Origin of the sequence: Alteromonas gracilis, from assembly GCF_036870955.2 — a bacterium.
GTDB lineage: Bacteria > Pseudomonadota > Gammaproteobacteria > Enterobacterales > Alteromonadaceae > Alteromonas > Alteromonas gracilis_A.
In genome coordinates, this window is sequence record NZ_CP145482.2 from 3,295,088 (window position 1) to 3,318,362 (window position 23,275).

General features: G+C 45.0%; 20 protein-coding genes and 1 pseudogene. 7 read left to right on the top strand and 14 right to left on the bottom strand.

Annotation, left to right across the window (positions count from 1 at the left end; genetic code table 11):
- Nucleotides 1–27 precede the first annotated feature (27 nt).
- The 9 genes from V6N89_RS15920 to V6N89_RS15960 all read right to left on the bottom strand — a co-directional run bounded on the left by V6N89_RS15920 (nt 28) and on the right by V6N89_RS15960 (nt 8,557).
- Complete coding sequence (locus V6N89_RS15920; protein WP_346992939.1) at nt 28–2,124, bottom strand: type I restriction-modification enzyme R subunit C-terminal domain-containing protein; 2,097 nt, start codon at nt 2,122–2,124, stop codon at nt 28–30.
- Nucleotides 2,087–3,460 carry a DEAD/DEAH box helicase family protein gene (locus tag V6N89_RS15925; protein WP_346992940.1) on the bottom strand — a complete coding sequence of 458 codons (1,374 nt, stop codon included), beginning with the start codon at nt 3,458–3,460 and terminating at the stop codon, nt 2,087–2,089. Before V6N89_RS15925 ends, V6N89_RS15920 begins: the two co-directional genes overlap by 38 nt.
- A gap of 56 nt (nt 3,461–3,516) precedes the next feature.
- A complete protein-coding gene (locus tag V6N89_RS15930; RefSeq protein WP_346992941.1) occupies nt 3,517–4,377 on the bottom strand; it encodes a sigma 54-interacting transcriptional regulator in 861 nt (286 codons plus the stop codon).
- 22 nt (nt 4,378–4,399) lie between these two features.
- Complete coding sequence (locus tag V6N89_RS15935) at nt 4,400–5,020, bottom strand: hypothetical protein (RefSeq protein WP_338518451.1); 621 nt, start codon at nt 5,018–5,020, stop codon at nt 4,400–4,402.
- Nucleotides 5,021–5,120: 100 nt separating this feature from the next.
- The gene (locus tag V6N89_RS15940; protein WP_338518452.1) at nt 5,121–5,510 is read right to left on the bottom strand and encodes a hypothetical protein; all 390 of its coding nucleotides are present in this window, start codon (nt 5,508–5,510) and stop codon (nt 5,121–5,123) included.
- Nucleotides 5,507–6,016, bottom strand: a complete 510-nt coding sequence (locus tag V6N89_RS15945) for a hypothetical protein (protein ID WP_338518453.1) — start codon at nt 6,014–6,016, stop codon at nt 5,507–5,509. The genes V6N89_RS15940 and V6N89_RS15945 overlap by 4 nt, the downstream gene beginning before the upstream one ends.
- Nucleotides 6,017–6,018: 2 nt before the next feature.
- Nucleotides 6,019–6,408 (bottom strand): hypothetical protein, encoded by a 390-nt coding sequence (locus tag V6N89_RS15950; protein WP_338518454.1) that lies wholly within the window; start codon nt 6,406–6,408, stop codon nt 6,019–6,021.
- Nucleotides 6,409–7,085: 677 nt separating this feature from the next.
- Nucleotides 7,086–7,388 carry a hypothetical protein gene (locus V6N89_RS15955; RefSeq protein WP_338518455.1) on the bottom strand — a complete coding sequence of 101 codons (303 nt, stop codon included), beginning with the start codon at nt 7,386–7,388 and terminating at the stop codon, nt 7,086–7,088.
- A 155-nt stretch (nt 7,389–7,543) separates the two neighbouring features.
- Nucleotides 7,544–8,557, bottom strand: a complete 1,014-nt coding sequence (locus tag V6N89_RS15960; protein WP_346992942.1) for an MrcB family domain-containing protein — start codon at nt 8,555–8,557, stop codon at nt 7,544–7,546.
- A gap of 197 nt (nt 8,558–8,754) precedes the next feature.
- Here V6N89_RS15960 and V6N89_RS15965 point away from each other — a divergent pair, with 197 nt between their 5' ends.
- The 5 genes from V6N89_RS15965 to V6N89_RS15985 all read left to right on the top strand — a co-directional run bounded on the left by V6N89_RS15965 (nt 8,755) and on the right by V6N89_RS15985 (nt 11,762).
- A complete protein-coding gene (locus V6N89_RS15965) occupies nt 8,755–9,291 on the top strand; it encodes a hypothetical protein (protein WP_346992943.1) in 537 nt (178 codons plus the stop codon).
- Between the two features lie 11 nt (nt 9,292–9,302).
- Nucleotides 9,303–10,001 carry a hypothetical protein gene (locus V6N89_RS15970; protein ID WP_338518462.1) on the top strand — a complete coding sequence of 233 codons (699 nt, stop codon included), beginning with the start codon at nt 9,303–9,305 and terminating at the stop codon, nt 9,999–10,001.
- The gene (locus tag V6N89_RS15975; RefSeq protein WP_338518464.1) at nt 10,001–10,294 is read left to right on the top strand and encodes a hypothetical protein; all 294 of its coding nucleotides are present in this window, start codon (nt 10,001–10,003) and stop codon (nt 10,292–10,294) included. The genes V6N89_RS15970 and V6N89_RS15975 overlap by 1 nt, the downstream gene beginning before the upstream one ends.
- A gap of 204 nt (nt 10,295–10,498) precedes the next feature.
- The gene (locus V6N89_RS15980; RefSeq protein WP_338518466.1) at nt 10,499–10,966 is read left to right on the top strand and encodes a hypothetical protein; all 468 of its coding nucleotides are present in this window, start codon (nt 10,499–10,501) and stop codon (nt 10,964–10,966) included.
- Between the two features lie 598 nt (nt 10,967–11,564).
- Nucleotides 11,565–11,762, top strand: coding sequence for a hypothetical protein (locus V6N89_RS15985; RefSeq protein ID WP_338518468.1), 198 nt, complete (start codon nt 11,565–11,567; stop codon nt 11,760–11,762).
- Between the two features lie 707 nt (nt 11,763–12,469).
- Here V6N89_RS15985 and gcvP read toward each other — a convergent pair.
- The 3 genes from gcvP to gcvT form a co-directional block, all read right to left on the bottom strand.
- Nucleotides 12,470–15,379 carry an aminomethyl-transferring glycine dehydrogenase gene (gcvP, locus tag V6N89_RS15990; protein ID WP_346992944.1) on the bottom strand — a complete coding sequence of 970 codons (2,910 nt, stop codon included), beginning with the start codon at nt 15,377–15,379 and terminating at the stop codon, nt 12,470–12,472.
- 119 nt (nt 15,380–15,498) lie between these two features.
- Nucleotides 15,499–15,888, bottom strand: coding sequence for a glycine cleavage system protein GcvH (gcvH, locus tag V6N89_RS15995; RefSeq protein WP_334050849.1), 390 nt, complete (start codon nt 15,886–15,888; stop codon nt 15,499–15,501).
- 26 nt (nt 15,889–15,914) lie between these two features.
- Complete coding sequence (gene gcvT, locus V6N89_RS16000; RefSeq protein WP_346992945.1) at nt 15,915–16,994, bottom strand: glycine cleavage system aminomethyltransferase GcvT; 1,080 nt, start codon at nt 16,992–16,994, stop codon at nt 15,915–15,917.
- A 258-nt stretch (nt 16,995–17,252) separates the two neighbouring features.
- Here gcvT and V6N89_RS16005 point away from each other — a divergent pair, with 258 nt between their 5' ends.
- Nucleotides 17,253–17,756 (top strand): hypothetical protein, encoded by a 504-nt coding sequence (locus V6N89_RS16005; protein ID WP_346992946.1) that lies wholly within the window; start codon nt 17,253–17,255, stop codon nt 17,754–17,756.
- A gap of 184 nt (nt 17,757–17,940) precedes the next feature.
- On the opposite strand, the gene V6N89_RS16010 is transcribed toward V6N89_RS16005, so the two are convergent.
- Complete coding sequence (locus V6N89_RS16010; protein WP_338518472.1) at nt 17,941–19,011, bottom strand: 5'-methylthioadenosine/S-adenosylhomocysteine nucleosidase; 1,071 nt, start codon at nt 19,009–19,011, stop codon at nt 17,941–17,943.
- 49 nt (nt 19,012–19,060) lie between these two features.
- Here V6N89_RS16010 and V6N89_RS16015 point away from each other — a divergent pair, with 49 nt between their 5' ends.
- On the top strand, nt 19,061–20,068 hold the full coding sequence (locus tag V6N89_RS16015) for a hypothetical protein (RefSeq protein WP_338518473.1): 1,008 nt from the start codon (nt 19,061–19,063) through the stop codon (nt 20,066–20,068).
- Between the two features lie 72 nt (nt 20,069–20,140).
- On the opposite strand, the pseudogene V6N89_RS16020 reads toward V6N89_RS16015, so the two are convergent.
- Nucleotides 20,141–23,267, bottom strand: a pseudogene (locus V6N89_RS16020) (efflux RND transporter permease subunit).
- Nucleotides 23,268–23,275 lie beyond the last annotated feature (8 nt).

The following is a 23,275-nucleotide window of genomic DNA, read 5'->3' on the forward strand; positions in this document are numbered from 1 at the left end:
GCTTATATGTGAGCCACGCGCCTGTAATTAATCCCGTGGCTGTTGATTATTCTGATTTCGATTACCTAATTGCACGCCAAACTGTTGTACAAATTGCGCAATCACGTCAGCTTGAGCTTCGCTGAATACGCCATCCAAGCCGCCATCGTGAATTTGCGTAAACGGTGCTTCATATAACTGCTCGACTTGGATGGTGCCAAAGCGTACTAAGTGATTTTTCAGCAAAGTGATAAAGCGCTGCTGTTTGCTATTTAAGTGGGTATGCACCTGTTGTACAAAATCAGTAAACGCCTGCTCGATGGCAGCTCTATCCATGCCCACGATGGTACGCAGAATCTTATCTAGCGTCTCTGTCGACTCCGGGAAGAATTCTTTCAGCGTGTTCAGTTCAACGTTGGGGTTTTGCACATGAACCAGTGCGTTTAATTGCTCCAACTCGGCTTCTGTCACAGGTTCGCCACTGCGAATTTTCTGAAGTACCGCATCGGTTTCAAACAGTGGCGTCAGCGTTTTTTCTACTTCACGACGAAAAATTTCGTAGTCGACCGAGACGATTTTGGCTTTGCGCTCCTGCACCTGAATGCCGTCGGTCTCCTCCGTTACATCAATAAAGACTTCTGGCCGAGGCTCATAGGTGTCCTTTTTACGCAGGTGAATAATGCTGCGTAACGCTTTGCGGCTTTCCTCTAACTTGAAGAAGGTTAAATCCTGCCAGTAAACGTCCTGCTGAATTTCATTAATCGCATCAGCCTGTGCACGTACTTCGTTTAGGTGCATTTGCAGTTTAGCGATTTTGATAATCAGGGCCTGCTTAGCCACATCAATCTTGCTTTTATTGGTGAAGAGCATGAGCTGTAACTGCGCCATGTCATTGTCAAAGCGTAAGGCCTCGCCCAGCCCCATGACATTTCGCCATTGCATCAGCGGTGCAATCGTTTCATGAAGTCGCGTTTTGGTTTGTGGTGCGAAGGTTTTAAGACGGTCTAAGTCCTTGCACACTTCTACATCCTGCCAATTATCGCGCACGCTGATCGTATTCATATCAAGCGCACAGATGTCTTCATAAATTAAGTCAATGACCTCTTCAAAAGCATCCATTTCAGCACGTTGTAGTAGAGTTTCGGCAAGCGCCAAACGGGTTTCAAAAACGCGCTGACATAAGGATTTGCTCTGACTGACATCGTCCTCATCCGGATCTTCGTCGAAATACTCGAAATTTCCCCAATGGTCAAAGATTAGGAAATGCGACTTATCCTGCCCATCACCATAAAGATTGGGGCACAGGCGTGTGCCTCGACCAATCATCTGCCAAAATTTCACTTTTGATTTGATTGGCTTGGCGAAGACCAGATTAACCACTTCCGGCACATCAATTCCGGTATCCAGCATATCGACTGAAATGGCAATACGAACGCTGCTCTCATCGGTTGATTTAAAATCATCAATCAGCTCTTCCGCTCGCTCATATTTCGAGTGGATAACGCGACAAAAATTACCGCCGAGCTGCGGATAGAGTTCAGCAAATAGCTCTGCCAGCAGCTCCGCATGCGCGATATTGCGGGCAAAAATAATAGATTTTCCGGGCAATTGACCATCTATATCGCGAAGCCCTTTTTCCATGAGGTTACGCAAAATATGACGGTTAGTGTCTTTGTTTTTTACCGCTTCATCAATTTGAGAGGCTTCAAAATCCAACTCGTTAGGATCGATGCCTTGATCTTCCAACTCTGCGATCTGCTCTTCGGTCAGCTTTTCTGACTTAATGCCATCGCGTAAAAACTGCGTGGTATACGACACCACCTTATAAGGCACCAGATTACCGTCAGAAATTGCCAACTCTAGTGGATAGTTGGCGGTGGGCTTTTTGTAATCGCAGCCAAACAACTGACACGTTGAACGTGACACCATCTCCACCGGTGTAGCAGTTAACCCAACTTCCAGCGCATCGAAATATTTAAAGATATCGCCGTAAATGTTGTAGATAGAACGGTGCGATTCATCAGCTACTATAAGGTCAAAATAACCCACGTCGTACTGCTGAAAAATACGCATCATGCCGGGATAGGTCGCGATAAATACGCGGGCACTAAGCAGCGGCGTCTTTTTTACTTTTTCCAACGACATAGAGCGGTTCGTTCGTGTGCTCATTGAACGCATTGCCCGCCTGCTTGCGAAGCTCTTTTCTGTCGCAAAGAAACAGTACGCGCTTCGCCCAACCTGCTTCCAGCAGGCGTTTCGCCAGTGCTATTGACACCCGTGTCTTGCCCGTACCCGTCGCCTGCACAACGAGTGCTCGACGATGCTTATCGGTAAAGCGCTCACATACACGTGAAATAGACTCCATTTGATAGAGTCGGCCCGCAACATTGGTATCAATAGGGGTTTTATTCAAATCTTTTTTCAGCGAGCGCTGCTTAATGAGGTATTGCAAACTGCTTTTGGAGTAATACCCATATAGCCTTCTACTGTTATAACCCTGCGCATCATCGAGAATGCGGATATCATAACCGTTTGAATAGAAGATCACCGGGCGTTGGCCATACTGTTTCTCTAACGCGTTTGCATATAGGATTGCTTGTTGACGACCTTTTTCCACTGACTCACGGGTGCGCTTGGCTTCAATCAGCGCCAATGGCTTACCGTCATCGTCCCAAAGCACGTAGTCAACATAACCGATGCCGGTTTGTGTCGGTTGGCCAGTTACCTCAACTTCCTTACCGACTTCCTCAGTACTGCTATCATCTAGTGAAACATCCCAGCCTGCGGCACGTAAATCCATATCAATGATACGTGCTCGTGTTTCAGCTTCATTGAAATTAAAGCCTGAAAGTGACTCAAAGCCTGACTTGGCAGCTTCCAACGCTTCTTGGTTAACAGCTTGTTTTAATTTGGCCGCTTCTTTTTGTGCTTCGGCTTGTGCCTGCTCTGCCGCTTTTAGTTCGTCTAGCGCCTGCTGAAGACGTGCTTCGTTATCCTGTAACTTCGCTTTGAGTTTATTATTTTCTCTCGTGAACGCCGCACTGGTTTGCTCAGCGGCTTTTTCACAGTCAGGTGCAGTAAAAGCGGCTAAGTCTTCTTGCTTGCCACCTGCATAGGCAACGTAAAAATAACAGGAGACAAAGTAGCTTTCTTTTAATATCCACACCGCCTCCTGCTGACTGACTTTGCCTTCATGCGCGGCGCGGTTACCACTTTTACGAATAGCGTGTAGCTTGTCCTGAATAGGCTTGGGCACCACACTGCGGAACTCATCCGCAGTTAGCTTATCGACAATACTGGAATTGGGGTAGACGGGAAGCTTGAGTTTGGCATAAATGACGCCGACAACCTTCTCCATTAAGCACCGCATTTTAACCAACGCACTTTGCGGGTCGCCACATGCATAGTCTTCCGCAAATGCAGCTAATTGATGGAGCTCAGGCCAAGGCTGTAAATGTTCAAAACTCATAGACTGCTTCATTCCGTTATTTCCTTGCTGTCACTATTGCGATATTAGTGCCAATTCAAAGCACTGCATTATTTTGTTTCATCAATATCGAGTTTTCTCATCCAGTCTTTTAATCGTTGATGACTTTTCAAGCCCAGCATGTCTGCGGCTTTTGAGTAATTATTACCGCAGGCTTTGAGCGCTGCCACAACGTATTTTTTCTTATATTTATCAACCAATTGCTCAACATTAACAGACTGTCCTATTGATAAGAGGATCTCTTCTCCATCATCGCTATGCTCGCGATAAAGCATTGCATTTGCAATATCTTTAGCCTTAATCAATGTTGCTTCTGTCTGAATAAACGCTCGATTCAACGTATTCCAAAGTTCACGAATATTACCCTGCCATGGCTGTTTTTTTATAAAATTTATTGCAGTATCGCAAATTTTCTTACTTTTGAAGTCTGGATGCCGTTCAAAAGCCAAATTGATTTCACTCGCGAGACTTTCAACTAGATAAGGAATATCAGAAAGACGCTCTCTTAATGGCGGAAGCTTCACAATGCCAACCGCCAACCGATAAAACAGATCTTCTCTAAACTGGCCGCTGACAACCATTTTCATGAGATCCCTATGCGTAGCACCTATCACCCTGACATCCACATTGATAACTTTGTCATCACCCACTCGCTGGACCTCTCCCTGCTGAAGTGCTCGAAGCAACCTAACCTGCACGTCCAGTGAAAGTTCGCCAATTTCATCAAGAAAGAGCGTGCCTAGATCAGCTTGCTCAAATAACCCTTTGCGCTCAGAGTTTGCGCCTGTGAAAGCGCCTTTAACATGCCCAAACAAAATTGAATCAACCAAGCTTTCCGGTAGTGCTCCACAATTGATTGTACGAATAGGTTTATCTGCTCTTACACTGGCATTGTGGATTGCATTAGCCATTAACTCTTTTCCGGTGCCGGTTTCACCCAGCACCAAAACCTAAGACATCTGTCTTCGCCAGCCGCTCTGCCTGACTGATAATAGCCGCCATAACAGGCGACTCTGCTGTTATTAAATCAAAAGATTGTGCTTTTCCCGGTTTAGACACTGCTTTTGACGCGACATTTTTTGATGCTGAGCGAACATATTCCTTGCCGAAATCAAGCGGAATATCGACGAACAGTACTTTGTTTTCTGGTGTTACCTGATAGAAATGCGTGTTGGATTTACCTTTTCCAATCAGTACCGTCATCGCAATCATTGCAGGTGTACCTGAAGTTAGGTTTATTGCAACGTGCTCACTACTGTTAGATAACTTGTTTAACCAGCGTTCTGCTTCAATGTTGATGCTTGTGTAATCAATAGGAGAGGTAATCTGGGCAGATATGATTTTGATATCGTGACATGGACGCCCAGCGCGCTCTAATGTGAGTTCCAGCCACGATCTATACTTATCCCATTCACCTTCCCACGTATTTGCCATGACAATAATCTTATCGAAAGGCACTTCATGATTCAGAGCAAGGCTGGCAATTGCGGCAGGAGCACTTTGCTTCATTTTGTCTAAATCAGTACGTCCCAACCAAGAGAAAAGCGCGTTCATAGGATTTTTAATGTGTTGGACGAAGACTGTAATTATATTTACATGAAGTAAATATAATTACAATTTTGTTCGTAACCTAAGATAGACCCAATAGAGGAGATCACAATTTTTGATTCACATATTGAGACCAACGAATACGCGTTATTGACGCGGTACAGTCATGAAGGGCACAACCTCCTTGTCCATTAGCCCATGCGTAAGGTGCGAGGATAACGATAGCCCAGTCCATCCGTTTTGCCTCACTGAACTTCTCGTAGAGTGTTTTTGCATCGTGCTCTGTCTCAGAAAGAAACGTGGCAGTATTGATACAGTCCAAATCTGACAAGTTGAGTGCTTTGATGTCGAGCTCCACGCTATAGTCAGATAACACTCTCACAGTTTTGACTCTTGACACAGTCCGAAACCCCATTGGCATATCACTATTTAACTTGTCGATTGTGACATCGGACGCTGACACCAGAGTCGAAGCTTTTCTAATCGCCTCGGTCATTTTACATCATATCCTGTCGCTTTCTTTCTTGTTGCATGAATAACGAACTTTTCAGGCCATAAATTATGCACCTCGTTTTGCCATGCTCTCTCGATCCTGCCTTTCTCATTAAGCTTTAACCAATAAGGCCAATACTTTTTCACTCTTTTCCCGCTAGGATAAAGCTCTACAGGTTGGAAACGCCGAATATATGTGTCGCCTTTGAACGTTACTTCATCATTACTCTTAGCATCGGAATACGTGTCGTTGAGTTCATCCATTATTAGCTCAAGTTCTGTATATGGTATATCTCCTTCCTTTTTAGCTTGCCGAGTCAGCAACACAATACGAAATCTCAATTGGGAGGTCTGCTCTTTGATTATGTCTGCTTGCGTCTGAACATGCCCATGAATGAACTTTAAGTCTCTGTCGGTGTGATTATCGACAAGATAAACCAGTCTATTGAAATACTTCTCGTATTTCGCTTTCATGGCATCAATAGCAGTTAACCGGACTGTATTGTTCATATTTAAAAACTCAACTTAACTTCTTTGGCGCCATGGTATTTTTTGATGGCATCGACAAGCACTTCGAGCCTTACGCCAACTAGATCGTCAAACGTGATTGCAGTGACATCAGCAACCCGATCAATCAAATCAAGCACCATCTCGACATCGAAATTAAAGAGCAATCGCGTCGGCTGGCCTCGTCGGCCAATTTTAAGCGTTGCAATTTCTGAATCAGAGGACATGATTTTCATGATGTGCAAAGCTGTAGCTCGATCACATTCAAGCAGTTCTTTGACCTCATCTATAGTGATGCAATCAAGTATGTCATCGCCATTACCGCAATGTTCAATAATGGTTTTAGCGGACTTGTTTTTCTGTACAAGTGCGAGTGCACGATACTCGGTACTCATTTCACCATAACTCCCAATCAGTGATTTAAAGAAATAGAGAGAAGCTCTATACAAAATAAAAATATAGAGTATATTTTTAAAAAGAAAAACGCAATAGAACTCCACCCTTTAAAAATTAGCTCTATAGAACCCTTCTCTATATTTTTCATATCAAGAGATATTTTCAACAGGAAAAGCGACGCAACCTATCGCGTGCAAATGAGTATTGATGTCGATCGAGCCAACAATTGCCTTACCCCTACGAACAAACTCATTGAAAACTTGCTATGTAAATCTAATCAAGTGGACAATGGTATAAGTTGTTCCGAGGCAGAGGACAGGATGATTCAAAAGGTCTGTTCAACTTTTTCACATTGAGAGATGCAATCGCGGATGCTTACCGTTTCAACATCTTATTCAGATTGCTCCTGCATATCCCTCTGATACAGCCCGAGAAGGCATACTGGGCAAGGATGTCCTCGGATACTAAAGTGGTCACGTAGCCGCTATCACTGTTGTTCGCGCAGAAAACTCAGTACCCAAGGGTATGTTTGATCGAGAGACCAAAAGAGCTTTGACTAGATGGAAATATAGATCGACACATAAGTTATGAGAACTTTCTGAATGTGAGTTTTTTGCCTTTATTCCTTTTTTCTTTATTCGGTAGGGCAGATTAATTGTTAAATAAAAAGCGTTGCTTATAACAGCTCAAAAAACGGCTCAACCCATTCTGCACGCTTTTTACTGCCTTTTACTTTGACATTGTTGATATCACGGTAATGTTCTGAAAACACTTTTTTGCCGCGATACCAAATATCTATCATATACGCTCGTTGCCCCGGGTAGACTTCGGCGCCAGAAAAAGGCGTCGTGTAAATCATAGAGAAGTCACCAATACTTGCCTGATGCGCCAACCCGGGTAGATTATCGACTTTTAGTGGTTGTCCATTTTTTTCTACAAGCTCAATGACTTTCAAAATGATATCGTATTTCGTGCGCATTGCTTTCTCTTAGGGTGGTCTATAAAAGGAGGTGGCGGTTGTAATACATTGTTCAAGTTGGATAACAGCGTTGAAAAGTCCGTTTTTTCAACGCCCGCATCGATGACACAAATTTAGAACAAACCAAAATCATGTCGTAAGCATTACAGTCGAGGTCAGACTACATCGGTAAATAGCTTTATTCGCTCTTCAAGGTTTTTTTGCACCTGCTCAGACAAGAGACGACTGTCTACACTCCTATATTCAGCGTACTCGCTGCCATGTAATGAGGTATCCCAGACAATCTGACCATCAGGCTTTATGATAAACAAATTTAAGTCATACAGCGTATGCGCATCTGAGCGCAGAAGGAGTCCATTGTCTGGCGACATATCCATTCCTTCTTTTACTGGTATGATATGAGCAGCTTCAAGCGCCGCTTCTACTCTGCAACCTGTCACAACACATGTTCCATTATATTTTTCGAGTAGCTGCTTTCTAAATTGCCCTTGCCCGCGACGTTCAAGTATGTCTCGAGTCACTCTATTGGGTTGATGCTTTGTTGCCTCGATTATATCGGGTGACAAGTTCGCATCAGACTTTATTTGTTCGGTGATGGCAATGTCAGTATAGATGCCAAGCGCCATGTGGAGCATCGATGCCAATTCCTCAGATGACAAGGATGCTCCAATTTCGAAGTGAGTTTCAAATACGCGGTGCGGTGCATCCAGCGCCTCATCTAGACAAGAGGTAAAGCCCGCCGCTCGTATATCCTCTTGATATTTTCGTGCAATTTCTTTCGCCTGTCTTAAGAGCACCTTATTCGCCGCTTCCTTACTACCCAGCTCATTTTTTAACTTGGTCATTCCCTGCGCCAACGACAGTGTAAAACGTCCTTTTTGTTCTGCCGTTTTCGGCAGAATCGACAGCGCGATATACATCCCCTCATTGCCAGATTTGCTTAACTTTTTATCTCGAAAATAGACAATAGGTTTTTCTGGGAGCCTCCCTGAACCAAGACTGACGTTGATTTCAATATTTTCATACGCACACAACGCCTGTATCGACGCTTCTAAGCCCTTGAGCTTTGGCACTATATCCGGATTATTGCTCTTTCGTGACTCATCGTCTTTTGTGCGGAGCGCATGATACTGCGAAATAATATTTTCAATTTGATTGACTATATCCATCGGTTTCCATTCTTTTGAACATTAACTAGATAAGCGCCAACGATGTAAAACATCGATTTGCGCTCGTGGACGACCTGCGACGTCAACGACGGCGGCTAGTTACAGAGCAAAACAAGCATAGCAAAAAACTCTTTGAGTTGATATTTTCAATTAACTTCATTAAGCTCATTAAATATGAAATATTATGAAATAGAAACATGAAAATCAATCTCACCATCGAATGCAGTGTTGAGGAAGCGACACAGCTCATTAAGCAAGGGTTAAATGAACAGCAAGCCGCTGATTTCATCAATGCGGTCTCAACATCGTTGAAAGATTCAATGAATACCTACCCTTCCGATGAAAAAAAACAAGCCATATTGACCGCTATGGAAAGAGCGAACTTCAGCGCTGTCGCCATGATTGCGCAAATTGTTGCTGATGAAACATCACTTAACGGAAATAAGTACATTGAAGATTTTGACGACGTCGCGTGTTTCCATGAATTTCTGGAGACACGAGACACTGCAATTAAGCGCAAGATAAGTAGTCGCATTGGTGGGTTGCGCAAGATTACCGATTCAGTGGATGCCCCTCCGCTAGCAACCATCGAGCGCGGTTTGGATAGTAAAGTCGTCGAAGTCAACTCGTGGGCAAAACCCCTCATCATCGAATATCTTCAACATCATCGCAGCAGCTGGGCGCAATATATTGAGCGCTATCTCGTTATAGATCCATTGGATATCATCACATAAGGCGCAGAAATATGCAGACTCCTTTTGACCCTAAACAGTTTAATGAGCGTGTACATCAAAGCCCTCTGTTAAAAGCGTTATTGATGATGCTGGATGCCGAATTTGACAAGCCTATTGAAGGGTTACTTTGCCAAGACATCATTCGAAAGTTACACCACTTAGCTATCTGGCCGGACGGTGATACTGAAGAAACTCTTAATCAACTATTACAAAGTATGGCGACATGGGGAGTGGGGAAATATTTTGATGGCAGGTTTTCCCGTTTCGTGTTTCTCGTTAATACTGATGATCTTATTGCCGTCGGGCTATACAACCACTTGGTCGAGGTTCGACGATGCCATGATGAAGAAAACAGCCTCGTCAATCACATGCTGGCACCGACGCGTGGTATTGACTGGGTTGAACATACCTATCAGCTTCGAAAATCGTGCTGCCTGACGTTTACACTGCCTTTCGATATGCCTCAATTTGTTATTGAAAGACTGTGTCATCTGGTGCAATCCGCTGCGTTTTTAGATGTCTTTGAGCCTCAACCGAGTGAGAGTAATCACGTCGAGCTATTAAAATACGCTTTTCGTCTCGATAGCCATCTTAATATCGACATCTATTTACCGAGCGACTTACATGCGCTTGAAGCGGAAAAAATCAGTGAATTTTTACAATCACTGGAGCGTCAAGCACTGTTTGACTCTGAGAGTAGCTACTTTTAATGGCGCAGAATATCTATACCCGTATGCCAATGTATCCCTGCACTGTGTGGGTCAGTTTGTATCACAGCGAAAAGCGCACGATGTCACCTGATCACATAAAGGTAACGGCAAGTGTCGATAATACGCTTGTACACACTGGAATATATGACTACGCGGATAATTCAGACAGTGACAAGCTTGTCGTTATTGGCAACGAACTCAACAAAATTCATGTCATTAATGACACGTCCGATATTCCAACGATGTTGGTTTTAAATACCTTCTTAGATGCGCCACCGATTGCAGGCACCTAGGTCTAAATTTCGAGCTCCCCAATAGCGAATACCTCTCTCTGTTTATTGACGTTGTGACGTATGACATTTCAACAGGGCAATGCAATGTCTACGCTGACACCTACATAAAAACGGAAGCGCACCGTGATGCCCTTGCGGACAGACTGTTTGCTGCTGGATGGGAACATCCATAAGCGACGCACGTTAAAGCAATAGGAGAAATCGATGAATGATTCGCTGAAAATAAACGGCGAAAACCTGTTTTCGTATAAAGACGCCGTAAAAGCAGGCGTCATCGAGCACGGCATCAGGCGCATTTGTGAATTATTATATTTTATGGACGCGCTGCCGCTGTCTAGCTGTGAAGGCCACCTTCGAAAACCCGGAAGCAAGGATTATGTGGGTAATCCATTTGTCATGTTTCATTCAAGCGTAGAGACAGCAAAATCAATTAACGACGCTGTTGTTAAAAAAGGAAAGATAGACTGGATGCTTCGGGGGCGCTTTCACGACAGTTTGGACATATTAGTCTGGACGCTCAGACCTGCACATAGTCACTGTCATTCTGCTCACTATTCATCAGAGCAACTCGACAACGAGCTCAAAGCTGTCGAGGTTGCGCTCGAGGGTTGTCTTACAAACGTGCCGGGCAAATGTGACATTACTGACGAAAAGGTGACGATAAGCCCTTAGCAATTGCAAGACTCAAGCGACTCACAATAGTGATTGCAACTCACGACAAATGTTGTCGAAAAGAGCCCGAAGTTTCAATTAAAAGCCAGCAAAGCACCGAACCATAAATGCAATCGCTGACCACGTCTTTTAGTTCAAAAAAGTTTGTTAAGGCCTATGCTACCAAATTGGTATGCCTGAAAGTCTCATCACTATCAATTTCGAAATATAGAAACATGAGTATCCAGACTTTTTGCACAGGCAAAGCATTACAACGGAAGTGACGAAAAGTTTCTGGTCAAAGCGACAGCCGAAGCGTTGATAGACTATTTGGGGATATTGAGTCAGATTTACTTACTTTTTGGCAGACCACAGCTCGGAAGTCGCGAATATAAGCCCTATAAATTCGTCAAAAGAGGGATAAGAAAAGAGGACGTTGAAAACGAATTGAAAGACACAAAGCGAAAGTTTGCATTTAAATTAGAACTCACACAAATCGCGCAGACACAACTCCCTATGTTTTTTAGGATAGTGGCTCAAGCCAGTGAAATTGACATCACGAATGATAATCTTCGCGATTAAATAGAAAACGATGAGGACAATAGCACTCATTTTGCAAATGAGTAAGTCGTATCAAATTGGCGTTTTCGAAGAGTTACTCGATTTACAAAACCGGCTGGAAACTGACGGCCCGTCAATTTTTTTATATCAACAAATCGGGGAATGCTCGCTTGCACTTTGTGAAGTAAACCAAGCGGTTGAATCACTCCAATTGGCAACGGCATCGATGAAACAAATTGCGTTGCATGGACGTTAATCGCCAATAAGCTGAGAAAGGAACTTAAAAGCATGAGGCAGTGTCAGCACTCTGTGCTTGCTATGGCAGATTTTTCTGGTCCCGCAGACCGCCCGGTCATCTCTGAAGAACAGTGGATAAATGAACGCATCGATACAACGCAGAGGTCAGGTTTCTGTTGCTACATACATAGACTGACTTCGAACAGTTTATCTAACCACTTTGTGGCCAGAATACGGTCATGTAAAGACTGAAAAGAAATATGAATAAGGAAACTATTAAATTTCGATGTCGAGAGATTTGATAGTAAATAATCGCATTTTATTGGAAACTATGAGGTTGACCACTGTTCACTAAGCTCTCCAGCCCACGCCATATATGACAACCAGATCGCATCTTATTGGAAACCATCGCAAGAACATCTAAAAACGACAACAAACGCTGGCAGATGCTGAATTTTTTATACACAAAATATTTTAATGTTTTTTTGTACAGGAATTTGAAGTACTGCTAGTTGTATTTTTCAGAAAAGGTCGAGATGTAGACGTTATCTTGAGCTGGTCAATAGCTATAAAAAAGCTGCGATATAAAATCGCAGCTTTTTATCGAAAACTAAGCCCTGTCCACAAACTAATTTCATTCACAAACTAATTTAAGTCGTTCTCCAACTAATTTTATTCACAAACTAATTAATCTATTCACAAACTTATTTTCAAATCGTCACCAACCTATTCCTCAGAATAGCTCTCAATGCTGGGGCAAGAGCAAATTAGGTTGCGGTCGCCGAATACGTCATCAATACGGTTCACCGTTGGCCAGAACTTGTTTCTGTGTACTTCTGGTGCTGGGTACGCTGCTAGCATGCGGTCGTAGCTGCGGTTCCAGTCGCTGTCACAGATGTCTGCTAGCGTATGTGGTGCATTGTGTAGTGGATTATCTGTGGCATCCCACTCGCCGCTTTCTACTTTCGCTACTTCTTCACGAATGCTAATCATGGCATTAATGAAACGGTCTAGCTCGTACTTCGCTTCCGACTCTGTTGGCTCAATCATAAGCGTACCCGCTACTGGGAAGCTCATAGTTGGCGCGTGGAAGCCATAGTCGTTTAAGCGCTTCGCAATGTCTACTTCGGTAACACCGCTTGCTTCTTTAAGCGGGCGCAGGTCAACAATACATTCGTGCGCAACACGGTCATTATTACCTTTATAAAGTACCTTGTAGTGCCCTTCTAGCTTCTTGGCTACGTAGTTAGCATTAAGAATAGCTACTTCGGTTGCACGGCGTAGGCCTTCGCTACCCATCATTTTGATATACATGTAGCTGATTGGCAGAATAGATGCACTACCCCATGGCGCTGCCGAAACTGCACCACAGTCTTTACCCGCTGTTGCTACGTCTACCACTGTGTGGTTTGGTAGGAATGGTGCAAGGTGCGACTTAACACCAATGGGTCCCATGCCTGGGCCGCCACCACCGTGTGGAATACAGAAGGTTTTGTGTAGGTTAAGGTGCGATACGTCTGAACCAATGAAGCCAGGTGACGTAATGCCCACCTGCGCGTTCATGTTCGCGCCGTCCATGTAAACCTGACCGCCGTGCTCGTGAACAATGTCACAAATCTCGCGTACGGTTTCTTCGTATACACCGTGGGTAGACGGGTATGTGATCATGGCACAAGACAGGTTCTCACCCACTTCTTCTGCCTTCTTACGAAGGTCGTTAAGGTCTACGTTACCGTTTGCATCACAGGCAACAACCACAACTTTTAGGCTAACCATTTGCGCAGATGCTGGGTTAGTACCGTGTGCAGAGCTTGGAATTAGGCACACGTTTCTGTGGCCCTCGCCGCGGCTTTCATGATAACGCTGAATAGCCAATAGACCTGCGTATTCACCTTGTGCACCCGAGTTAGGCTGCATTGAAAGTGCGTCGTAACCCGTTACGTTAATTAGCCACTTCGCTAGCTCGGCAATCATTTCTTGATAGCCTGTTGCTTGGTCTAGTGGTGCAAACGGGTGAAGCTGACCAAATTCAGCCCATGTTACTGGGATCATTTCAGCTGTTGCGTTTAGCTTCATGGTGCACGAACCCAATGAAATCATTGAGTGATTAAGCGCCAAGTCTTTATTCTCAAGGCTCTTGATGTAACGCAGCATCTCTGTTTCTGAGTGATACTGGTTAAATACTTCGTGGGTAAGAATGTCGCTTGTACGAACTAGCACTTCAGGAATAGACTTCACGTCTTGCGTAGTCACTTCAGCGTCTAGGCCTTCAACCGTTAAACCGTGGTCTTCACCTAGGATAACGTCGAATAGCGCAACAATGTCTTCACGGGTTGTGGTTTCATCTAGTGCTACACCTACTGCGCCTTCTAAGTCAGCACGTAGGTTCATGCCTTTCGCGTATGCTTTTGCAAGTACGTCTTCCTTGTTGTCTACCATTACAGTTAGCGTGTCGAAGTACGTGCTGTGCTTAAGGGCAACGCCTTTTTCTGCGCCTTTTTGTGTTAGGCCAGTAGCAAGAATGTCAGCAAAACGGTGAATGCGCTCAGCAATGGTTTTAAGACCTTGTGGACCGTGGTACACCGCGTAGAAGCTTGCCATGTTGGCAAGTAATACCTGCGCTGTACAAATGTTCGAGTTCGCTTTTTCACGGCGAATGTGCTGTTCACGGGTTTGTAGCGCCATACGCAGTGCTTGACGGCCACGGGTGTCTTTACTTACACCAATGATACGGCCAGGTAGTGAACGCTTGTAGCTGTCGCGCGTTGCAAAAAATGCGGCGTGCGGACCACCGTAACCCATTGGTACACCAAAGCGCTGTGCACTACCAAGTGCAACGTCTGCACCTAGCTCGCCTGGCGACTTAAGCATTACCAAGCTCATTAGGTCAGCCGCTACTGCAACAATACCTTTTTTCGCTTGTACCGCAGCAATGATGTCGCTGATGTCTTTTACTTCACCTGTGGTCGTTGGGTATTGCAGTAGCGCACCAAATACGTCGTGCTCTGCCGCTTCTTCTGCTGCACCTTTGATGATTTCAAAGCCAAACATTTCCGCGCGCGTTTCAACCACGTCAATTGTTTGAGGGTGAACGTCGTTAGCAACAAAGAATGCGTTGGCTTTTTTATTTTTAGATACGCGCTTGGCAAGGCCCATCGCCTCTGCCGCCGCTGTCGCTTCATCTAGTAATGATGCCGACGCTAGCTCTAGGCCAGTTAGGTCAATGGTAACTTGTTGGAAGTTAAGAATAGCTTCTAAACGGCCTTGTGCAATCTCTGGCTGGTAAGGCGTGTATGCTGTGTACCAACCTGGGTTTTCTAGCACGTTGCGCAGAATAACGTTTGGTACGTGAGTGTCGTAGTAACCCATACCAATAAAAGAACGGTTAATTTTGTTCTTTTGCGCAACCGCTTTTAATTCACTTAATGCTTCAACTTCTGTCGCACCTTCACCGCACTTTAGTGGCTCTGGTAGCGCAATACCTGCTGGTACAGTTTGCTCGATTAAATCGTCTAATGAGCTTGCACCAATGGCAGACAGCATTTCTTCAATTTCGCCTTTACCCGGGCCGATGTGACGGCGGATAAATGTATCTTTTTGCTCTAGTTGAGCCAATGTAGGGGAAGTATTCGACATAACGTTGTTAAGCACTCGTAATGGTTGCCGCAAAGGGCGCGTTAAATCTTTAAGTTAAAAAGGGGCGCTAAACCTAGGCCCCTTTTTTAAACTGTGAATCTGTAAAACTGCGTAACGAATTACTCTTCGTCAATGCTGTTTTCGTAGCCTTCTGCATCAAGTAGACCTTCTACTTCTGCCGCGTCGTCAGCTTTAATTTTGAACATCCAGCCGTCACCGTATGGGTCAGAGTTCACAAGCTCTGGCGAATCTTCTAGGTCTTCGTTAACCGCAACAATTTCACCAGAAATTGGCGCGTATACGTCAGACGCTGCTTTTACAGATTCAGCAACACAAATGTCGTCGCCAGTGCTAACCGCGTCGCCAACATCTGGTAGTTCAACGAAAACCATGTCGCCAAGTAGGCCTTGTGCGTGCTCAGAAATACCTACAGTGAAAACACCGTCACCTTCAGGGCGAACCCATTCGTGCGTAGCGGCATAGCGTAAATCAGTTGGGATGTTGCTCATAATCGTTCCTGTTATTCTCTGTTAACTTATAAAACACTTTTTCCATTGCGTACAAAGGAGGGCTTAACCACATTTACTGTAACCCACTTTTTGCGCATTTCCACTTCAACTGTCTCACCAACGTCACTTGGTACTCGCGCCATCGCAATTGAATGGCCCAATGTTGGAGAGAACGTACCTGAGGTGATAACACCTTCGCCGCTTTCAGTTTTCACTTTAAGGCCATGACGTAGCACGCCTTTTTCAGTCATTACCAAGCCTACTAGCTTGTCGGTACCCGCTTCACGCTGTGCTTCTAGCGCTTTACGCCCTACGAAGTCACGCTCTGCTGGTTCCCAAGTAATTGTCCAGCCCATGTTAGCGGCTAGTGGCGATACGGTTTCATCCATATCTTGGCCATATAGGTTCATACCCGCTTCAAGACGTAGCGTGTCACGTGCGCCTAGGCCGCATGGCTTAACACCTGCGTCAAGTAGTGCTTGCCAGAAGCTTTCTGCTTGCTCAGCTGGCACCATAATTTCGTAACCTGCTTCACCCGTGTAGCCTGTAGTGGCAATAAACAAGTCTTCTGCTTGTACGCCAAAGAATGGCTTCATGCCTGCAACCGCTTCTTTTTGCGCTGCACTAAATAGCGTTGCCGCTTTTTCTTTAGCATTAGGGCCTTGCACGGCAATCATGGCAAACTCAGGGCGCTCGGTAATGGTTACGTCAAAGCCTTCTGCTTTGCTCATTAACCAGTTCATATCTTTTTCGCGCGTTGCTGAGTTAACTACCAAGCGATAGTTAGTTTCTTCAAAGTGATAAACGATAAGATCGTCTACTACACCGCCTTCTTCATTTAGCATGCCGCTGTATAGCGCTTTGCCTTTGTCTTTTAGCTTGGCAACGTCGTTGGCCAATAGGTATTGAAGATAGGCTTTTGCTTGCGCGCCTTTCACATCAACAATGGTCATGTGAGACACATCAAACATACCCGCGTCTTGACGCACAGCGTGATGCTCTTCAATTTGTGAACCATAGTTAATTGGCATATCCCAGCCGAAGAAATCGACCATTTTCGCACCGGCTTCTAGGTGCTTTGCGTGTAGGGCGGTGGTATTAGACATTCCACTTACTCTTTTTAATTGAAAGGTAGAAAACGACACTGAGTATAGTGAGCTAACGTTTGTGCAACAAATTGGAAATATTTATCAATACATTTAAAAAGCAAATGTATTACTGCCTGAACATCAGAAAATCAAATATCAAAGAACTAAACACTGTCTTTTGGCAACGTTGTTAAAGTCTATCGAGAGGCGCAACTTGGTACAGAATTCGCCTAATACTGCTTTTCTGTAATTGTTTGACCATTTTGAGGAATGTTAATGATAGTGTCTCAAGCCGACTACGATCGCTGGCAAGCCATGTATAGTGAGCGAAATAACGATGGTGTTTCAGGTGAAGGTGGCAATGTATCTGAGGCAAACGACTATGCAGATGGGCACAACTTCGCCACCAAGGCGGCAATGGATGGCGAACAAGTTACCTCTACCACAACTGAAGAACGCCCCAAGAGCTTTCTAGAAGAAGCTTTTGAGCGGGTGTTATTTAATAGGTTAGGCGTAGACCAAGAGAAAATGGATGAGCTTAAAGAGGAAATCGAAAAAACCAAAGATGCTATTGAAGCACTTAACGAGCAAAAGCCGCACAATGAAAACCAGAAAAAACAGCTTGATGACTTGCAAGCTAAACTCGAAAAATTAGAAGAAGCACTTAAGGCTTTACTTCGCCAAGCTAATGAGCGTGCAAATGAAGAGCGTACATTAGGACAGCAGTCGAAATTACAGTCGGCTGGCGTCTATTTGTCCGTATCCCAATATAATGAATAACATATTGGCAGAACGAAACTGCTAAATAGGGAATAAAGTCGGCAGTAGATCCTTCCACTGCCGAAAGAGGGCGCAATACACAAGAATTGCGCAAAACAGGAGATGCCCAAACAATAAGCCTGAACATGATTAACTTTATAGGCGTTAACTTATTTTGTTTGAACCAAAGGTCTCAAATAGCATGCTAATCGTCTTTAGTGCCCAACTGTTTACTTTTATTCGAAATAAACTGCTCAACTACCTCTTTAACAAACTGTTGGCAGTTTACCGATGTGGTTGGGTCGTAATGCCCACCATTGGTAATGTTGTTAGATAGCACACGAATACCTAAAAAAGGCACGTCGTATGCCAGCGCAATTTGTGCCGCAGCCGACGTTTCCATTTCTTCCACGCTAGTTCCAAAATGCTGGTGTAACCACGCGATACGGTCTAGCTCGTTATTCCAAAAGTTGCCGCTACCAATGGTACCCTCTACTACTTTGCCCCGGGTGTAGTGCTGCTTTACTGACTTCGCTATAGCAAGCAATTGTTCATTGCCTAGGTAGTAGCGAATTTTTTCGGCGTCTGCGGCACTGTCGCCCTCTCCGGCACTTCCTTCTGAAGCCATAATATCCATAGGCACCCATTGCATAGGGTCTGAGCCTTGTCCTTGCGCTAAACGCGCCGTTTTAAAGTTACTCGCATTTACCGCGCGTTTGCCTAGCACTATATCGCCCACGTTTAACTTAGGATCATGCCCGCCCGATGTGCCTTGATTGATGATGGCTATGGGGCGATAACGCTCAATACCAATAGCCGTTGCCGCAGCGGTATTTTCTAGCCCCTTCCCCGTTTTGGCTACCACCACTGGATAGTCGTTCAACCTTCCAATATAAAACGTGGCATTCCCTGCTTTTTCTATGCGAACGTCGGTGAGTAAACTTGCGAAGAATTCTGCTTCAATGGGCATAGGCCCTTGGATCATGATGGGCGATTTTGGTGCATTTGCAGAGGTCACCGACACAGATTTAAATTGGCTCTGCTTGCCCAAACATACGCTACTGACCAGTAACGCCATAACTACAACCACATATTTCAACAGTACACTCCCCATATTTAACTGCATAAATTTACGAAACCCGAAAGCAGCAACTGCGGTGCCAGCTTTTAAAAACGTAAGCCTTTTCTCGTTGCTATTCCAAATAGTAACACCGATAACGATTAAGAAATTATTTTCACCTAACCATAAAGATTCTTTAGCTGAAGCCGATAACACAGTTGAGCAGAGTTGTACCTTGAATTAACGTAAAGATAGGGCCAACACAATGATAATTGCACAAAGTCAGATAACGCTTGGCTATAAGCATAGTTACAACGAAACTGTCTCGGTAAAAGAATCGCTTGCTACTCGGCCTACTGCGAATGCAGATAGCGTCCCCTCTGGAAACATAACCACTGATAACCTTTCGCAAAACACGTTAGATGCCCCTGCCGATAGTGAAACGCAACACTTGGATGTTAAAACGGCTCAACTGAAGATGTTGGTTGAGCAATTAGCCGGGCACAAAATTACGCTCACAAGCCCTTCAAACTTTGATAATGAACCCGGTACACAAAATGATAATCAAGGTAATGCGCAGGCGCGCCAATCGACTACCGCAGACCTAATATACCAGTATGAGGAAAGCTATTTAGAACACGAATCAGGGCATTTTAGTGCCAGCGGGCAATTACTCACCAACACAGGCGATACCATCAACATTGCGTTGTCGCATTACTCAGAACGTCAGTATTACATTCAAAACCGCTTTGAGATGAAAGTGGGCGAAGTAGAACTTACAGATCCATTGGTGCTTAATTTGGGCCACTCAACGCATTCAGGCCTTGACCTTACACACAACAAAGTAGCGTTTGATATTGATGCCGACGGAAAGACAGACAGCGTGCACTTTGCAACAGGAACATCAGGTTTTTTGGCTATCGATACAAACATGAATGGAAAAATTGATGATGGCAGTGAACTATTTGGCGCCCGCACTGGCAACGGTTTTGCAGAACTAGCTCGGTTCGATAGTGACGGTAACCACTTTATTGATGCAGGCGATCCGATGTTTTCTAACCTAGCGTTTTATCAAAGAGATACTTCGGGTAGTGATGTCATTACGCCGCTTAGCGCACTGGGTATAGGCGCGCTGTATTTAGGCAATATCGCGGCGCCTTTTGAAGTAAAAGACGCCAACAATCAGCTGCAAGCTAAAGTACGCGCCAATGGGTTCTTTCTGTTTGAGGATGGACGCGCTGGCACGTTACAACAAATTGATTTAGCCGTGTAAGCGTGCCTGCCATGCATTAACTGGCACTGGGCGCTCGCAATTCAAGCGCCCCAAGGCAACCTTTCAGGCATATTACATTGGCTTAGAGCGCCTATTAAGCAAATCCATCATGTCTGTTTTATAATCTCTAAAGTACTGCTTTATATCTTCAAGGATCAGATAGTTTAGCGGCACAATAAACAACGTAATGACGGTCGCAAACAAAATTCCAAAGCCAAGGCTTACCGCCATGGGGATCAAAAACTGCGCCTGTGTCGATTTTTCAAATAACAGCGGCATCAAGCCTGCAAACGTCGTCAGTGAGGTTAAAAGCACAGGCCTAAAACGCCTTCCGCCAGCTTCATAAACGGCAACACTCAGCGCCACGCCTTGTTTGCGTTTTTGATTGATGTAATCCACCAACACCAGAGAGTCGTTGACGACCACACCTGACAACGCAAGCATGCCCATAAAGCTGAGTAACGTTAGGTCCATCCCCATTATCCAGTGACCCAACACAGCGCCAACCAAGCCAAACGGAATCACCGACATAACCACTATAGGCTGCGAGTATGACTTAAACGGTATTGCCAATAGAATGTAGATTAGAATAGCTAAGCCAATACCACCAACCATCAAACCTTGCGATGACTCTTCTTGGTCACGAGCCTCGCCCGCCATTTCATACGTAACGCCGGGGTACTGCGCAAGCTGTGAAGAAAGCCACTCGCCCACTTCTTTTTGCACAATGGTCAGGTCGCCATTTTGTTTATCGAAATCGGCGGTAACTGACAAAGTACGCTGTCGGTCAACACGTAAGATACTGTCTGGGCTAAACCCAGGCGTTACCTCAGCAACTTGCCAAAGCGGTACTTCCTGATTAGGACCAATGCGTATCATCATCTGTTCTAGGGTTTCAATAGACTGCCTAGCTTTTAAGGGGTAACGAACCATCACTCGCACCTCCTCGCGCCCGCGCTGAATGCGCTGAATCTCAAACCCGAACACTGCCTGACGTACCTGCCTTGCCACGGTGTTAAGGTCTAGCCCAAGTAATCTTGCTTCAGGCTTAAGTGCTAATTGAAGCTCTTCTTTACCGTCAGAAAGCGAGTCTTCAATATCAAAAACAGCCGCATACTCACCCAGTTTAGTTTTAAGCTTTTCACCCAAGTCATTAAGCGCTTGCGTGTCTCTGCCTTTAAGCTCAACATCCACAGGCGAACCGCCCCAGCCTCCAATTTCGGCACGGTAGTTAAGCTGCTCAGCCCCTGCTATTTGACCAACACGTTTTCGCCACTCGTTAACAATATCTCGCGTCGACACGTTAACCGTGCGTTTTTCAGGCGGTACTAAATCTATCTGCACTCGACCCGTGGTTGAATTACGACCGCCGCTTACCGAGTAGATATTTCTGATAACCGACTCATAGGTCTCTTCATCATAGTATTTACTTTTAAGCGCTTGAGCATGCCCTGTAATCGACTTAACAATTCTATCGGTACTTTCAAATGCAGTACCTGCTGGCATTACCAGCGTTGCTGTTGCCACTTCACTTTGCACTCGCGGGAAGAAAATAAACTTAGTTTGGCCGCTGGCAATAGAGCCTACGATCACAATAAGCGATGAGAGCATTAACACCCACGTGGCGTATCGCCATCTCATGGCAACCGCCAATAATGGCTGATAAAAGCGCTCGATAAGCGTTTCAAGCGAGTTAGCCACCTTGCGCTGAATCTTCGATAGTCGAGAGTCTTTTTTGTCAGCCTTCGCTTTAACATGTTTAAGGTGGGCAGGAAGAATAAACTTCGACTCGATTAAAGAAAACAACAGCACAGGAATAATGACGAAAGGAATTGCTGAATACCAGCTGCCCCTGCCCGTTTGAAATGCCAGAGGCAAGAAGGCTGCTGCGGTGGTTAATATGCCAAAGGTTACCGGTACCGCCACCTCTTGCGTGCCTTTGATTGCGGCATCTAGCGGGCTTTCGCCACGTTCAAGGTGTGCATACACGTTTTCGCTTAGTCACAATAGCATCGTCTACTACAATACCCAGCACCAATATAAAGGCGAACAGACTCATTAAGTTAAGGGTTACACCAAATACCGGCATTAGTAAGAAAGCGCCCATAAAGCTCATGGGAATACCCAAGCATACCCAAAACGCCACCGAAGGGCGTAAGAATAGTGCAAGCAAGGTAATAACCAGTAACGCCCCTTGCCATGCACTGGTCGACAAGGTTGCTAGTCGCGCTTTAATGGGCTCACTTCTGTCTCGCCAAAAATCAAGGCTAAGACCATCGGGCATTTGTGTTTGCTTGTATGCGATATACTCTTTAACGGCTTGCGTAACCTCTATAATACTTTCATCGCCTGTCCGAAATACTTCGACTTCTGTGGCGGGCACGCCGTTAAAGCGCGTTTTAAGTGGCGTCTCTTCAAACGCATCAGATATGTTTGCGATATCGCCCAGCTTTATCATGGTGCCATCTTGCGCAGTAAGCACGGGAATATTGGCATATTCACTTGCACTGTATGCCTGGCCTCTGCTGCGTATGAAAATATCACCGCCTTCAGTTTTTAGGTTATAGGCAGACACGTCAGTCGCGTTTTCACGAATAACCAAGGCCACTTGCTCAAGTGTCAAATCGTACTTGCGTAGCGTTAGTTCGGGGATCTCAATTGAAATTTCAAAGGGCAAGGTACCCCCTACTTCCACCTGAGATATTTCAGGCAGCGCGGCTAGCTCGTCGCGAACAGTGTCGGCAAGGCGTCTTAGCGTTACGGCATCGTATTCGCCGTAAAGCACAACGCCAATGGCGTCTCGACGCCATTGTGGTACTTGTATCAGTAAATTCTCAGCATCGACGGGAAAGTTGTTAATAGCGTCAACTTTAATTTTTACGTCATCAAGCATTTGCCTTACGTCGTATCCCTCTTCCACTTCTATGGTAACCGACGCACTGCCCTCACTACTTGAAGAGTTGATTTCTCGAATACCTTCAAGGTCTTGTATCGCTTCTTCGATACGAATAGTGATGCCTTCTTCCACCTCTTCTGGCGACGCACCCGGTAACGACATAGATACGCTAACACTGCGCTGCTCAAATTCAGGGAAAAGGTCTACGGGGATATGGTTAGACGCCACATAAAGACCCGATAGAAAAATAACCACCAATAGAATGTTGGCGGCCACATCATTTTTAGCAAACCATGCAATCATCGACTTGT